Source organism: Pseudomonas hamedanensis, from assembly GCF_014268595.2.
GTDB lineage: Bacteria > Pseudomonadota > Gammaproteobacteria > Pseudomonadales > Pseudomonadaceae > Aquipseudomonas > Aquipseudomonas hamedanensis.
The window spans coordinates 4517556-4533216 of sequence record NZ_CP077091.1 but is presented as its reverse complement, the minus strand read 5'-3'; the positions used below and the strand labels follow the sequence as shown (position 1 = coordinate 4533216).

The following is a 15661-nucleotide window of genomic DNA, read 5'->3' as shown; positions in this document are numbered from 1 at the left end:
TGTAGTCCTCAATGTGCATCGTCGAATGTTGTTTTTGTTGTTCGAAGCTTGAGTCGGCGGTTTTAGAGTTGGCGGCCACCCTCCTCTCGTAACAGCGCTTGCAAGGTATCGAGGCGGGCACTGTCAAAGGCAGTGACGGTGCCCTGCTCGAACACCCGGCGCGCCAGCCCGGTCAGCACCGCACCGGGCGGCAGTTCGATGTGTAAACGCACGCCGCGCTCGTAGGCGCTTTGCACGGTGCCGCGCCAATCCACCACGCGGCACATGTTGCAGGCGAGGTCGTCGCGCAGCGCTTCTACTTTGGTCACAGGGCGAGCACGGCTACCACTGAGATAGGCAATCCGTGGGGTTTTCAGTTCGACCCTGGCGAAGGCTTCCGCGAGGGCCTGCGCCGGTTTTTCCAGCAGCGGGCAGTGCGATGGCACGCTCACGGCCAGACGTTTCGCCAGTCCGGCGCCACGGCTGCGCGCCAGCTCCGCTACCGTTTGCATGGCCGGGTCGCTGCCGGCGATCACCACTTGGTTATCGGCGTTGATATTGGCCAGATACACCGGTGTTTCTTCGCTGTGCACCTGGGCCAGCAGCGTTTCGACGGTGGATAACTGCAAGCCGATGATGGCGGTCATGCCGTAGCCCTGTGGATAAGCTTGCTGCATCAGCTCGCCGCGCAGGCTGACCAGATGCAGCGCATCGCTGAAACTCAATGCCCCCGCCACCACCGCCGCGGGGTATGCGCCGATGGACAGGCCGGCGACGTAATCAACACTGAGTCCGTCCGCAAGCAACTGCCGCGATGCCGCAACACCAGTGATCAGCAGGCACAGCTGAACCGCCCTTGTTGTGCGCAGCGCCTCGGCAGAATCGAGCAGCAAAACGTCCTCGCCGAGCACATCACTGGCCTCGACCAGCGTTTCCCTTGGCAAACGCTGGAGCATGCCCGCTCGCTGTGCGCCCTGGCCCGGAAACACCAGCAAACTGCTCACGCTGCCTGCTCCTGCGGGTTCCACGGATCAATTACCAATTCAGCCTGATGTGCATTTTTCAGCAGCACCCGTGCCGAGCCGCTGGCCCATTCACGCAAGGCGACCGCGCCGAATGGCGTCTGCAATTGCATGTCGATGCGGCACACAGCTTGATCGAACAACTCGACCAGTTCGCGTGCCTGATGACGGGTGATTATCTGCGGCGTACGCAAAATCAAATCAAGATCGCTCGCCTCATGCATCGCAACAAATCCGCTGGCCAATTCAAACCCGGCACTGCCGCTGACACCCCAGACCCAACCGCAATCGTCGAGCAGCGGGCGCACTTGCCTCAGCGCGTGCATGACCGGCAAATCGCGTTGGCAATCAACATGACTCAGCGCTTCAGGACTGACCCGCCGCGTAACCGCGTCAACCGCCATGAACGCCGCCAGTCGCTGCTCACGCGCAACCCCACGCACACCGACGGCGACAAAACCTTCAGCGCTCAACGCCCGCCGCACCACCACCGGTTGCCCGGCGGCGAGCGACTCGACGGCCCAGTGCGGCGCATCCGCCGATAACTGCGCAGGCGTCATGCCCCAGAGCAGGTCGTGAGCCAGTGGCAGATTCACCACTGCGCCCTCAGCAATTCGCGGACACGGCTGGAAGCTGCGCGGTTACTCGCACCAAGGCGCCCTTTCAAATCGGTACTGGTGACATCGCTGATCGCTTGTTTCAGGCACTCGACCACCCGTGCCAGATCTTCCGCCGTCGGCTGTTCGATCTGCTGCACCGAAAGGGTTTCCCAGAGCAGACCGAGGCTGGCGTAGCTGTCGATGTCGTAGGCCATCGGCGGCACGCTGGCGGCCAGCGCTTCCAGTTCCTCAACGCTGCGCAACGTCACCCGCGCCGCCGAGGCCTTGCCCATCGCGTGCACCATCACGCCGGGGTCGCGCAAAGCAATCAAGCGATTGGCCTGATAACCGTGAGCCAAAAACGCACCCGACATGGCCTTGCCCACCAACAGCGCAATCACCGGATGCCCAGCCAACCGGGCACGGGCATAACTGTCCGCCGCGCCGGCCAGCGCCTGATGAATGCCGAGGGCCTCTTCGCGCCGACCATAGGCTTGGCTCGGCACATCGACGATGGCGATGATCGGGCGCTTCTTCGGGTTGTCGCGGTCGGCGCTGATTGCGTCATCCACAGCCTTGGCCAGACCCCAGCCTTCGAGCAAACCGACCTCACCGTTCCGGGCGCGGGGAAAACGATTGTCCGGGTCTGCGACCACAGCGATGAATCGCCCGAGCTCAGCATCGGCCACCTTCAATGAGGGCGGCAAACCTTCGACGACACTGGCGCCAGCGCTCAAGGCGTTGAACCAGTGCAAACCGCGCAGTGAATAACCGCTCATGAGCGCTCTCCTTGATACAGATCGCGAACCACCGCCGGTTCGATTTGCCGGTCAGTGTTCAAACTGCCGAGGCGTTGCAGAAACCATTCGGCGCGTTGACTGCGCGGCTGCGCCGGCAAGCCTTGCTGGAGCAGTTCGCCGACCTGCTGACGAATCTGCGCCACGTCATCGCCGACATAACGATCCACCAGACCGCTGTTGAAGCGCTGTTCGCCACCGGTCAGGCTCCAGATGAATGGCCTGTCGCGGGAGTCGTACTCTTCGATCCCGGCTTCCTGCTCGATCACTTGCGGGCCGTTCAAGCCGAGACGTGCTTCCTGGGTCACCAGCAAATAACTGCACAGCGCCGCCGCAATCGACATGCCGCCAAAGCAACCGACACTGCCCGCGACCACACCGACCACCGGCTGGTATTGCTGCAAATCGACGATCGCTGCATGAATATCGGCAATCGCCGCCAGCCCGAGGTTGGCTTCCTGCAAACGCACGCCACCGGTTTCCAGCAGTAACACCGCGCGGGTCGGGATGCCGTTGCGATTGTCTTCGGCGGCCAGTTCCAGCGCACCGGCGATCTTCGCCCCGCCGACTTCGCCAAGGCTGCCACCCTGAAAAGCGCCTTCAATCGCGGCGATCACCACCGGCAAACCGTCGAGACTGCCCTTGGCGATCACCACGCCGTCGTCGGCCTGCGGAACCACGCCCTGGCGTTCAAGCCATGGCGACATCACCCGTTGAAACGGATCGAGCAATTCGCGAAAGGTCCCGGCGTCGAGCAAGGCTTTCGCCCGTTGCCGCGCGCCGAGTTCGACGAAGCTGTGTTTGTTGAGCAGCGCTGCGCTGTCAGTCATGGCCGATCTCCTCGAAACCCTGTTCCAGACGCAAGCGCACCACCCCCGGCGTCGCGCCGAAATCGTGGATGTCGATGGCCATCGCCGGCGGCGTAGTGCCGTCGAACATCCGTGCAAACAGGTGCTGCCAGCGCTGCTGTGCGCCGTTGACCGAAGTCTGCACGTTGATGGTCAACTTGCCGGCCAGGCCCGGTTCGATCAGCACTTCCAGATCACCCGAGCCGACACAACCGACCAGCGCACGCCCACGTGGCGGCTGCCCGGCGGGGAATTCAAACGATAGGCTTTCCATCAATACGCTCCCTGAACAATGCCGTCGCGCTCGATGCGATCGAGCAGCAGCGTGGCGGCGAGCAAGTCGGCGGCGCCACCGGGCGAGGCATTCAATGCGATGAGTTGTTGATCGAGTTCATGCAAGCGACGGCGGCCGCTGAGAGAGGCGCTGCCGCCAGCATCGAGCACTGCTTGTGCGCCGCGTTGCATGGCGTGCAGGCCGGGTTCGCCGGCGCGGTAGAGCACGCAGGTGTCGGCCAGCTCGGTCATGATTGCGAGCAAGGCGTCGAGCCGGGCGTTCTGTTCGCCGTGGCCGTTGGCGCGGCTTTTGTGCAGTTGCGGCAGGCCGCGTTGCAGCACGGACGGGAAGCCCAGTTGCGCTTCTTCCCGGGCACCGCGTGCGCCGTAGCGCTGGGCGACTTGTGCACCGTGGCTTAACGGTTTCGGTGCATAGCAGTCGTCGAGCAGTGCCAAACGTGCGGCACACAGGGCGATGAATTTCGGTTGCAGCGCGGCCGCCGTCACCAACAGTCCCAACGCCCAGATCGCACCGCGATGGGTGTTGACGCCGTTGGTGGTGGCGAGCATCGCTTGCTCGCCTTCACGACCGATGCGGCCAATGGCTTCGCGCAATGGCAAACCGACTTCGCCAATGTTCAGCGCTGCCTCGACCATTTCCTTGAACGCCGGCCACAACGCCAACGCCGAAGCGTGCATCAGGCCCAGGTGCAGGTCGGTGTGCGCGCCATTGCCGCGACGATCTACCAGTGCCGGTTTCGGCGACAGGTCCGCTTCGTCGATCAGCGCGTCCACCGCCAGATCGGCCAGGCGCTCGGCCAGCGACAGCGGTTTCGCTTGCAGGTTGAGTGCGTGCATTACCAGCTCCTGAATTTGGCGGGCGGGTTATAGAGACCGCCGGACCACTCGACCAGATCGGCCACACTTTTCGCCGCGAGCAATTCGCGAGTGGCGTCGGTGCGGCGAATGCCGAGGTCTTCGGGCAAAGCGATCAGGCCTTCTCGGCGCATGCGCTCGGTGTCTTTCGGGTTGTGGCGCAGGCCGATGGCGGTGACGCCAGCGACCGCTGCGATCATCGCTTGGCGTTCCTCCAGCGAGCGCGCCTTGTACAAATAGGCGATGCCTTCTTCGGTGAGCAAGTGGGTGACGTCATCGCCGTAGATCATGATCGGCGCCAGCGGCATGCCGCCTTTCTTCGCCACTTCCACGGCATCGAGGGTTTCGACGAAGGTCGGTTTGCCGCCCTCCTGGAAAGTCTCGACCATTTGCACCACGAGTTTCTTGCCGCGTTCGAGCATCGGTTGCGGCGCATCGCCGTGGCGCATATCGAGCCACGCCGGGGTGCCGTGACGGCGGCCTCGCGGGTCGTGGCCCATGTTCGGCGCGCCACCGAAACCGGCGAGACGACCACGGGTTACGGTCGAGGAATGGCCATCGCCATCGACCTGCAATGTCGCGCCGATAAACAGGTCCACCGCGTATTGTCCGGCCAGTTGGCAGACCATACGGTTGGAGCGCAGCGAGCCGTCGCGCCCGGTGAAGAACACATCCGGGCGGGCGGCAATGTAGTTTTCCATGCCCAGTTCGGTGCCGAAGCAATGCACGCTTTCGACCCAGCCGCTTTCAATCGCCGGGATCAGCGTCGGGTGCGGGTTGAGCGTCCAGTTGCGGCAGATCTTGCCTTTCAGACCGAGGGATTCGCCGTAGGTTGGCAGGATCAACTCGATGGCGGCGGTGTTGAAACCGATGCCGTGGTTGAGCGACTGCACGTTGTGTTTTTCGTAGATGCCACGGATCGCCATCATCGCCATCAACACGTGCACAGGCTTGATGTGCCGTGGGTCGCGGGTGAACAGCGGTTCGATGTAGAACGGCTTGTCGGCCACGACGACGAAATCGACCCATGAGGCGGGTATGTCCACGCGGGGCAATTCGCTGACGTCGTCGACCAATTGGTTGACCTGGACGATGACGATGCCATCGCTGAACGCGGCCGGCTCAATCAGCGCCGGGGTGTCTTCGGTGCTCGGGCCGGTGTAGATATTGCCGGCGCGGTCGGCCATGAACCCGGCCGAAAGCACAACGTTGGGGATCAGATCCACCACCAGCCGCGCATAGAGTTCGATGTAGGTGTGGATCGCGCCGACTTCCAGCAAGCCGTCTTCCAGCAACTGGCTGATGCGCAGGCTCTGAGTGCCGGCGAAGGAGAAATCAAGCTTGCGGGCGATGCCGCGTTCGAACAGATCAAGGTGCTCGGAGCGGCCGACGCTGGGCATGATCATGTGCAGATCGTGGAGCTTGGTCGGGTCGGCCTTGGCCAGCGAGCGCGAGAGGAAATCCGCCTGCTTCTGATTGTTGCCCTCCAGCACCACGCGGTCGCCGGGATGGATCAGCGCTTCGAGCGCGGCGACGATCTTGTCGCTGGGCAACACCGCGCCATCGGCCAGCCCGCGCACCTTGTCGAGCCGGCGCTGCTTCTCGTCACGCCGCCGCGTCCAGCGCGAGTCGGGGGAAATTGTTGTTGTCATGCTCACTCCACGGGGTTCGCTGTCGTGGAGCCAAGTTAGGCGTGTGCGGGGCGGGCATCAATCAAGCTGGGTGGTGAATCATTACGCTGAGCGTAACGTTCGGAATAGCTATCGCGAGCAGGCTCACTCCTACAGTTGGAATGCGTTCCCCTGTAGGAGTGAGCCTGCTCGCGATGGCGTCGGTGGGCTCACCACCTCTCAGTCAGTGGGCACCAACTTGTCCAGCACCCGATTCACCGCCATCTCCGCCACCATCACAATCTGCGCGATACCCTGCAGGGTCTTGCGCTGGGAACCTTCAAGCGAGGCGGCGTGGTTATGCAGCATCACCGTTGCCGAACCGAGGGTTTCACAGGCATCGGCCAGCAGTGATTCGGTGTCGACGTCGGGATTGGCCATGTACAGCGTGTTGGGGGTGTACGGCGGGGCCATGAAGTCAGCGCTGGGCGGGCCGAGGTAATGGTCGAGGGCGCGCTCGGCGGCTTCGTGGAATTTCTTTGAGTCGGGGGATTCGTAGGGAGATGCCGGGTCTGTGGCCGGCGGATTGGGCGTTACTTTGAACATAAGCTGTGTTCCCGTTGTTGAGCGCCAACCCCTTGGCTACTAAACGAAAGGGAGGCAGCTGTACGCAGGTTAGTAGACCGGGGAACTCAGCTTAAGCCGGCGCGCCGAAGCGCCCTACGTACAGCCACCATCAAGCTCAGATGCGGAACACCTGTGATGAATGCACGACCAGCTGAATTACCGCGGGCTACTAAACCCGATCACTGGGAATCAGTGACCCGATCCACGTTACGCAGCAAGCCCTGGGCGCACAAGCCGGCGGATTCTGGCGCAAGCGTAGGCAGGGGCGCAAGGATTTGTAGGCTGGCGGGGCGTAACACCGGGTGTCTTTAAACACCGGTAAAGATTGGTGTTTATTGAGCTACAGGAATTGAGGATTTACCTGTGGGAACTTGGTGATGCGACTGGCGTAATCGCGAGCAGGCTCACTCCTACAATGGATCTGCGTCCAGCCGAAAAATCTCATGCACCGCAGCCCCCCTGTAGGAGTGAGCCTGCTCGCGATGAGGCCAGCAAAGCCGCCCAAAATCCGGATCAGCCCACTAGGCCAGCCTCCACCAACAACCGCTCCAGCCCCAACAAATCCGGTACCTTCGCCACCTGATCCCCCACCTGCACCGCCGCTTGCTCCAGCCCACACAACGGCACATCAACGTAACTCAGCTGACTATCCAGCTTGTAAGACCGAGGAATCCCCTGCACCAGCAGCGCAATGAATTTCAGCTCCGGCAACCCACCCAAGGCATTCAGAATCACGATCCGCGCCCGTTCGCCAATAACGATTTTCTGCCCGCACGCAGACTCGAAACTGATCAACGGAATCTGCCGCTCACGCCAGGTCACCCGACCCAAGTACCACGGCGGCGTGTCGAGGTCGAAGGCGCTGGCCTGGTAGTCGATCAGCTCGGCGATGGCGACGTTAGGCAGGATCAGATTGCGATCGGCCAACGGCAGCAGCAGCCCGGTGAGTTGGCTGGTGCGCGGGTTATGCCGGTGCTCATGCATGTTTCTTGCTCCACTGGGCGATGCTCTCCAGCAGCACCGATTCCTGATACGGCTTGCCGAGGTAGTCGTTGACACCGATGGCCATGGCGCGGTCGCGGTGTTTCTGCCCGGTGCGCGAGGTGATCATGATGATCGGCAAGTGGCGCAGGCGTTCGTCGTTGCGCACCTGAGTGGCGACTTCAAAACCGTCCATGCGTGGCATTTCGATGTCGAGCAGCATCAGGTCCGGCATGTGCTCTTCGAGCAGCAGCATCGCATCGACGCCGTCCTTGGCGGTCAGCACGTTCATGCCGTGGCGTTCGAGCAAGCGGCTGGTGACCTTGCGCACCGTCACCGAGTCATCGACGACCATGATCAGCAGCGGCTTGTGCGGTTCGCTGTCGATCTCCCCGCGCGCCGGTTCCTGCGCCAGCCGCGCCTGCATCGCACGGATCGGCGCGAGCAGGTCGAGGATCAGCACCACCCGACCGTCGCCGAGAATTGTCGCCCCGGTCACGCCCTGCACCGCCGCGAACTGCGGGCCGAGGCTCTTGACCACGATTTCGCGAGTGCCGGCCATGGCGTCCACCAGCACCGCAATGTGCCGGTCGTTGTAATGCACCAGCAGCACCGGCAATGGCTGATTCAGCCCGAGCAGCTTTGGCCGTGGCGCGGTTTTCAACAGCTCGCCCAGGTAGCACAGCTCATAGCGCTGGCCGCCGTATTGGTAGCGCGGCGGATCGTGACGGAAATGCCCTTCCAGATCATTCGGCAACACGCGCACGATGCCTTCGATGGTGTTCAGCGGAATCGCATATTGGTCCTCGCCGCACTGCACCATCAGCGCGCGGTTGACCGACACGGTGAATGGTAGGCGAATGCGGAAGTGCACGCCCTGCCCCGGCACCGAATCGATGCTCATGCTGCCGCCGAGCTGGCGCACCTCTTCATGGACCACGTCCATACCGACGCCACGCCCGGAAATCTGGGTGATCTTTTCCGCCGTGGAGAAGCCCGGCTGGAGGATGAATTGCAGCACATCGCGGTCACTGATATCGGCGTCGGGCGCCAGCAAACCGCGCTTGATCGCCTTGCGCCGCACGGCTTCCAGCGGCACCCCGGCACCGTCGTCGCGGATGTCGAACACGATGTCGCCGCCCTCCCGGGACAGGTCGAGGGTGATTTGCCCTTGCGCCGGTTTGCCTGCCGCCAGCCGCACTTCAGCGGATTCGAGGCCGTGGTCAACGGCGTTGCGCAACATGTGTTCCAGCGGCGCGGCCATGCGTTCGAGGACGTTACGGTCCATCTCGCCATCGGCATTGCCGACAACAAACGCGACATCCTTGCCCAGTTCTTCGGCGACCTGACGAACAATGCGTTTGAGGCGCGGCACCATGCGCTCGAACGGCACCATGCGCGTGCGCATCAGGCCTTCCTGCAATTCGGTGTTGATCCGCCCCTGTTGCTGCAACAGGTTCTCGGCGTCGTGGTTACGCCGATCGAGGGTTTCCTTGAGGTCGAGCAAATCCGAAGCAGATTCGAACAACGCCCGCGACAGTTGCTGCAACTGAGAATGGCGGTCCATTTCCAGCGGGTCGAACTCTTCGTAACCGAGGCGTTCGCCGTCGACTTGCTGACGGCTGAGAATCCGTCCCTGGGTTTCGGTGTCGAGGCGGCGTAACTGATCGCGCATACGCTCGATGGTGGTTTCCATCTCGTTGAGGGCAATCTGCGCATCGTTGACTTGCTGTTCGATTCGTCCACGAAAAATCGAGGTTTCCCCGGCCAGATTGACCAGTTCATCGAGCAGTTCGGAGGACACCTTGACCATGTCCGCGCCGGCATCGGCGGTCGGCGGCGCAGCCTCGGGCTTGGGCGCAGAGGTCAAGGCAGGCGTCGGTGCCGGCGGCGCTTCGACCTGCTCTGGATGGCTGAAATTCTGGATCGCGCTAATCAGCCGATCGGCTGGCGGACAAGGCTGGCCGGCACGCACGCCATCGAGCATTTGCGCCAGTCGGTCATGCCCACGCTGCACCAGTGCAAACAATTCTGCCGAGGGCTGCAACGCACCGGTGGAGAGGCTCTCGTAAAGAAATTCCAGTTCATGGGCAAGGTCGCCGATCGGGCCGATCTCGACCATCCGCGCGCCGCCCTTGAGGGTGTGCAGATCGCGCAGCAGGGTTTCCACTTCCTGACGATTGCCTGGTTCGGCCTGCCAGCGCAGCAGCGCGGCGCCGGAGCTTTCGATGATGTCGAAGCCTTCTTCGAGGAAAATCTCCAGCAACTCCGGATCGTGCCCGGCGCTGTCGTGATCGGCTGGCGCGGACGCTGTAGCGCCCACGGTCTGGCCCTGGCGCAGATCACGAATGGCTTCAATCAGGTCCTGCGCCGGGTTCGGCGGCTGGTGGTTTTGCAACTGCTCAACCAGCAGCGCCAGACGCGCATGGCTCTGCTGCAACAAGCGGCCAAGGGCTTCGCTGTGGCTATAGCGTCGGTCCGCCAGGCCTTCGTAAAGGCTTTCCAACTCTTGAGCCAGATCGCCGATGGCCTCGACCTCGGCCATCCGCGCGCCGCCCTTGAGGGTGTGAAAATCGCGCTGCAACGAGGACAGCGGCGCAGTGTTATCCGTGTCGCTGAGCCAGCGCCCCAACGCCTGACTGGCGCTGTCGAGAATATCGACGGCCTCTTCGATAAAGATCTCGACGATCTCGTCGTCTGCGTCCGCAGCGTCTGAGGACTGCTGCAATTGCGCGGTGGCACTGCCCAGTTCGTGAATGCTCAGCGTGCGGCTGCCATCGCTGCGAATCAGGCCCATGGCCGATGGATCAAGCCCTTCATCGAGCAGATCCTGCAAGGCATGGATCCGCGCCGGTTGCGCGGTGATTTCCTGGCCGGCAGCGAGTTCATCGAGCATGTTGATCAGCGCTTCGTGGGCCAGTTGCGCCTCGTGAAAAAACCGCTCGCTGACCGCCAGGCTGCTTTCTTCCACCGCGCCATAGAGGTCGAGCAAGGCTTCGCACAAGCCGTCGACCGGCGACAGATCGGCGAGGTGCGCGCCCTCGCCCAGGGTGGTCAGTTCATCGAGCAAGGCGCTGAGTTCCTGGCGCTCGCCGGGGTGTTGCTGCCAGCGCTGCAACAGGCTTTCGGCGTCGAGCAGGATGTCCATGCCCTGGGCGAGGAAGTTGTTGATCAGTTGCGGATCGCGCTTGACGCGCAAGCCGGTGTCGGGAGACTCGAAGTTCGCTTGCAGACGCTCGGCAAGCAGCGCATCGGTGCGTTTGATCAGCGATTGCGCGCCGACAATCGGCGCCAGCGGATCGTGCTTGAGCTGACGCAGGCCGACGCGAAACAGGCCCTCGGCTTCAAGCAGCAACTCCACTTCATCAAGGTCTAGCGGCAACTGGTGCGCCTTGAATTCCCGGGCCAGTTGATCCAGCGACGCGGCGAGTTCAGCCATCGGCAACACACCGGCCATCGAGGCGCTGCCCTTGAGCGTGTGCAGCGCGCGTTGCAGCTCATCGCTGGCCTGCAACGGCACGTGCTCGGCAGCCTGATCGAGGAAACGGTTAAGGCTGGCGAGGTGGGTTTCGGCTTCGTTGCGGAAGATCTCCAGCAACAACGGATCGAGCGCGGCGACGTCATCGGTGTCTTCGGCGGCCAGCGGCTCATCGCCCTTGGCCAGCGCATGGGCGCGGGCGGCGAGCTGGTCGACGTCGCTGCGCTGACGCTGTCGATGGGTGGCGAATTCGCTGATCAGCTCGGGCAGCAGTAACACTGTGTCGTCGAGCAACTCGCGCAGCACTGTGCCGGGTTCGACGCTTTGCTCCAACACGCGGTTGAGCAGGTTTTCCACGGCCCAGGCCAGTTCGCCGAGGACCAACGCGCGGACCATGCGCCCGCTGCCCTTCAAGGTGTGGAAGGCGCGGCGCAGTTCAGTCAGCGCGGCGCGGTCCTGCGGGTGGGCGGTCCAGCGCGGCAGGTATTCATGGAGGACTTCGAGGACCTCGTCGGTCTCTTCGAGGAACACCTCGCGCAGCTCATCGTCGACCGGTTCTTCATCGGCCGGCGGCGGCATCAGGCTGCCGGGGGTCGTGCGTGCCGGCGGATTGAGCGCCGACAGCGGACTGGCCAGCACTTCGGCCAGCGACTGCACGACTTCGGGATCGTCAAGCGTTTGCAGATCCTGCATGACCCGCGCTTCGCTGGGGCTAAGCACCTCGTCGAGCACCGGCACCTGCGCCTCGCCGGGCTGCTCGCTTGGGAAGAAGCCGAGACTGGCAAGGCCGTTCCGGGCGACATCGAGCAGATGCTCGGCAGGTGCCTGTGGGTCATCGCTCAGGCGTTCGAGGTAATACTCGAGGCTGCTGATCACATCGGCCAAGTGATCGAGTTGTTCCCAACCCGGCTCGTGGGCATCGAGCATCAAATGCTCGCGGATAAAACCATTGCAGGCTTCGACCAGACTCGCCGCACGCGTCAGCGGAATCATCGCCAGCGCCCCGCGCACTTGGGTCAGCAGGTCGGGCAGTGGTTGCAGATGCTGGCGGTCCCAATCGGCGTCGATGTAGTCGACGATCATGTCCTTGGCCTGTTGCAGGCAAATGCGCGCTTCCTTGATCACGATCTGGTGGATCTGTGTCAGATCGGTGGTCGGCAGGCGCGCGTCGTCGGCGCTTTGCGTTTCCACTGTGCCGACCATGCCGGCCAGCGTCGCTTCGACGTAGAGCAAGGCCCCGGCAACGTCCATGAGGATCGCGTCATTCGGTTCGCGCTGGCCCTGAGCGAGGCTGAGCACTACCGCCAGTTGGTCGATGATGACTTTGCGCGGCTGGCCGAAACCCAGCACCGCGAGGGTGTCGGCGATCTGCCGCAGCGGTGCGAGCAGACTGTCCAGATCCGAGGCGTGCTGGCGGTCGCTGCGCACGAACAGGTCGAGGCGCTCCTTGACCCGCACCAGCTCCTCGCAGAGCGCGGCCAGCACCGAGCGCATGGCATCGCGATCGGGGCCGGCGAGGCGTGCGCGTTCTTCATCGACCATCGCGCTGTCGGGCAACGCGTCGTCCAGGGAGTAGCGATCTTTCATGGTCAGCATCTGCCCGGTGGGATGTTCGGCTTTGGCAATATAGAACAGCAGGCTTTTGAGCAGTTCTGGCGGGGGCGGCTGGTTGAGTCCGGCCATGCCTTGTTCGAGCAGGCGCTTAAGCTCTTTGTCGGCGTCCTTGAAAAGACTGCGCAGCGCCGGGCTGTTGCCGATGGCGCCTTCGCGCATGCCCTCGACCAGCGCCGAGGCGACGTGCCACAGCGGACTCAAGGGCGAATCGCCGCTCAGCGTTTCAAGGCGGGTGAAGACTTTACTCAGGTAATCGAGGTGAGTCTGATCGTCCTGTTCGCGCATCAGACCGACCAGAGCCATCTGCAGCATCTGCCGCAGTTTGCGCAGCACATTGGCCAGCTCTGGCGGTTCGAGCAGGGCCAGCGCCTCTGCGCCCAGCGGTGCCGGTTCGGGCAACTGCGGGCTGAACAGACTGGTTTCCGAGAGCAGGCTTTCGCCGCGAGCGCTGCGCAGGTCATTGATCAACGGTAACACCACCAGCGGCAGGTCGCGGCGGGCGTTTTGCACGCGGTCGAGATACGTCGGCAGTTGCCCCATGGCTTGCAGCAACAGGTGCAGGGCTTCGTCGCGGTGCAGCACGCGTTCTTGCTGCAAGGCCTCGACCAGTTGCTCCATTTCTTCGGCAAGCAACGCGGCGCCGTAGAATTCGACCATCTGCAGACTGCCGTGCACCTGATGAACGTATGCCAGGCACTCGTCCAGCCCGGGAAAGGCCTGCGGATCATCAAGCACGGCTTCGATCGCCTGATGCGCCAGCCTCAGCGTTTCGGCAATTTCGCCCTTGACCCATTCCAGGGCCACATAGTCGTGCCGATCCCCCATAACCACTCCACTCACGCTTTGTCTGTCGTCGCCGGCAGGGTGAAACCGGATACCGAGCGACGCAACTGACTGGCCATTTTTGCCAGATTGCCGATGCTCTCAGCGGTGGCCGTGGAGCCTGACGATGTCTGCGAGGTGATCTGCTGGATCACGTTCATCGTCAGCGAGATCTGCCCGGCCGAAGACGTCTGCTGCTGCGCCGCGTTGGAAATGCTCTGGATCAGCGCCGCCAGGGTTTTCGAAACGCCTTCGATTTCTTCCAGGGCCACACCGGCATCCTGCGCCAGTCGCGCGCCGCGCACCACTTCGGTGGTGGTCTGCTCCATGGAAATCACCGCTTCGTTAGTGTCGGCCTGGATCGCCCGCACCAGTGTTTCGATCTGCCGCGTGGCGGCGGAGGATCGCTCAGCCAGACGCTGGACTTCGTCGGCAACCACGGCAAAACCGCGCCCGGCATCGCCGGCCATCGACGCCTGAATCGCCGCGTTGAGGGCGAGGATGTTGGTCTGGTCGGCAATGTCATCGATGAGGCTGACGATGTCGCCGATTTCCTGGGACGACTCGCCAAGGCGCTTGATGCGCTTGGCGGTGTCCTGAATCTGTTCGCGAATGTTGTCCATGCCGTGGATGGTGTTGTGCACCACCTCGTTGCCCTTGTTGGCAATTTCCACGGAACGCTCGGCCACCGCCGACGACTCGGCGGCGTTGGCCGAGACCTGATCGATGGACTCGGCCATGTCGCTGATCGCCGTCGACGCTTCGGAAATCTGCTGGGCCTGTTGCTCCGAGGCCTGCGCCAGGTGCATGGCGGTGGCCTGGGTTTCCTGTACGGCAGCGGCGACCTGGCCGGCGGTGAGGTTGATGGTCGCGACCAGATCACGCAACTGATCGACGGAATAGTTGATCGAGTCGGCGATGGTGCCGGTGAAGTCTTCGGTCACCGACGCGGTCACCGTGAGGTCGCCGTCGGCGAGATCTTCGATCTCGTCGAGCAGGCGCATGATCGCGTTCTGGTTGCGTTCGTTTTTTTCCGCGGTTTCACGCAACTGGCGGTTGGTTTCGCGGACCATCACCAGCCCAATGAGGATGATCGAGGCCAGCGCCAGCAAGCCCAGCACGTAGCCACCGATGGTGTCGGTGTTGCGCCCGCTGGCGAGGTTCTCAAAACCAGTGGCCAGGTGCGAGGCTTCGTCGAGCAGGGTTTGCGACAGGCTGAAAATGTTGGTGGCCGACTCGCGCACCTTGAACAACTCCGGCGAGGTTTCGAGGATTTCATCCACGGAGCCTGAGACGAACTGGAACAGTTCCGAGATTTCGCTCAAACGCGCACGGGCGTCGCGGTCTTCGACCTGGCTGATTTTCAGCGCCGGGTTGCCCTGCAACATGCCATTGAGCACCTGACCGAAACGTGTGGCGTCGCGACCAAACGCGTCGGCGGCCTGCTGGGAGTTCTCGTCGCCGGCCAGCACGGTGTTGACCGCGCCGAGGATGCGCTCGGCCAGCAGCGATTGACGCTGGGCCATCGCCACCTGGCCCGCCGGAGCGCCGCGCTGGAGCAGAATTTCCACGACCTTTTCGTATTCGATCTGCAACTGCGGCACGGTTTCGGCCAGGGTCGCGGCGACCTGGTGCAGCGACAGCACGGTCTGCTCGCTGGTGAGGATCGCGTCGGTGTTTTTCAGCAGGCGTTCCCAGTCCAGTTGCACCGCACGCATTTCCGGGCGCACGGCAGCCGGTGCCGGCGGCAGCCCGGTGTTCGGGTCGCCTTTTTTCAAATAACCCCAGCGCTGGGCAAAATCGTTGCGCGCATCGCTGAGCAATTTGAATGCTGCCGCCTTGCCCGCCGCCGCTTCGGTGGCGTTTTTGGCGATGCGTTGCGAGAGCACGCGCAGCTCACCGGCGTGGCCGATGTACTGCTTGTCGTAGTTCGCCTGGGTGTTGAGGTAGGCGAAGTTGGCGAACAGCAGCATGATGAACACGATCAGTGCGATAAACAGCACGATGATCTGCGCGCGACTGCGCGACCCTTCTGCCGACTTGCCTGTTTTTGCTGTTGTCATCGGTCCTCGCCTATGAAACCTGCCACCTTCAAATGTGGGAGCGGGCTTTGTGGCGAGGGGATTTATCCCCGT

11 protein-coding genes are annotated in these 15661 nt (G+C 62.9%); all 11 read right to left on the bottom strand.

Going from position 1 to position 15661, the window contains the following annotated elements; translation table 11 throughout:
• Window positions 1-62: 62 nt before the first annotated feature.
• Window positions 63-983 carry a malonate decarboxylase subunit epsilon gene (gene mdcH / locus HU739_RS19745; protein WP_186552303.1) on the bottom strand — a complete coding sequence of 307 codons (921 nt, stop codon included), beginning with the start codon at window positions 981-983 and terminating at the stop codon, window positions 63-65.
• The gene (locus tag HU739_RS19740) at window positions 980-1600 is read right to left on the bottom strand and encodes a malonate decarboxylase holo-ACP synthase (protein WP_186552302.1); all 621 of its coding nucleotides are present in this window, start codon (window positions 1598-1600) and stop codon (window positions 980-982) included. The genes mdcH and HU739_RS19740 overlap by 4 nt, the downstream gene beginning before the upstream one ends.
• Entirely contained in the window at window positions 1594-2379 is a 786-nt protein-coding gene (gene mdcE / locus HU739_RS19735) for a biotin-independent malonate decarboxylase subunit gamma (protein WP_186552301.1), read from the bottom strand. Before mdcE ends, HU739_RS19740 begins: the two co-directional genes overlap by 7 nt.
• Window positions 2376-3227 carry a biotin-independent malonate decarboxylase subunit beta gene (locus HU739_RS19730; RefSeq protein ID WP_186552300.1) on the bottom strand — a complete coding sequence of 284 codons (852 nt, stop codon included), beginning with the start codon at window positions 3225-3227 and terminating at the stop codon, window positions 2376-2378. The genes mdcE and HU739_RS19730 overlap by 4 nt, the downstream gene beginning before the upstream one ends.
• A complete protein-coding gene (locus HU739_RS19725) occupies window positions 3220-3519 on the bottom strand; it encodes a malonate decarboxylase subunit delta (RefSeq protein WP_056786420.1) in 300 nt (99 codons plus the stop codon). Before HU739_RS19725 ends, HU739_RS19730 begins: the two co-directional genes overlap by 8 nt.
• On the bottom strand, window positions 3519-4376 hold the full coding sequence (locus HU739_RS19720; protein ID WP_186552299.1) for a triphosphoribosyl-dephospho-CoA synthase: 858 nt from the start codon (window positions 4374-4376) through the stop codon (window positions 3519-3521). The genes HU739_RS19725 and HU739_RS19720 overlap by 1 nt, the downstream gene beginning before the upstream one ends.
• Window positions 4376-6046 (bottom strand): malonate decarboxylase subunit alpha, encoded by a 1671-nt coding sequence (gene mdcA, locus HU739_RS19715; protein WP_186552298.1) that lies wholly within the window; start codon window positions 6044-6046, stop codon window positions 4376-4378. Before mdcA ends, HU739_RS19720 begins: the two co-directional genes overlap by 1 nt.
• A 198-nt stretch (window positions 6047-6244) precedes the next feature.
• Window positions 6245-6610, bottom strand: coding sequence for a DUF6124 family protein (locus HU739_RS19710; RefSeq protein ID WP_186552297.1), 366 nt, complete (start codon window positions 6608-6610; stop codon window positions 6245-6247).
• 534 nt (window positions 6611-7144) lie between these two features.
• Window positions 7145-7615, bottom strand: a complete 471-nt coding sequence (locus HU739_RS19705) for a chemotaxis protein CheW (RefSeq protein ID WP_186552296.1) — start codon at window positions 7613-7615, stop codon at window positions 7145-7147.
• Window positions 7608-13529 (bottom strand): hybrid sensor histidine kinase/response regulator, encoded by a 5922-nt coding sequence (locus HU739_RS19700; RefSeq protein WP_186552295.1) that lies wholly within the window; start codon window positions 13527-13529, stop codon window positions 7608-7610. The genes HU739_RS19705 and HU739_RS19700 overlap by 8 nt, the downstream gene beginning before the upstream one ends.
• A gap of 11 nt (window positions 13530-13540) precedes the next feature.
• On the bottom strand, window positions 13541-15589 hold the full coding sequence (locus HU739_RS19695) for a methyl-accepting chemotaxis protein (RefSeq protein WP_186552294.1): 2049 nt from the start codon (window positions 15587-15589) through the stop codon (window positions 13541-13543).
• Between the last annotated feature and the right edge of the window lie 72 nt (window positions 15590-15661).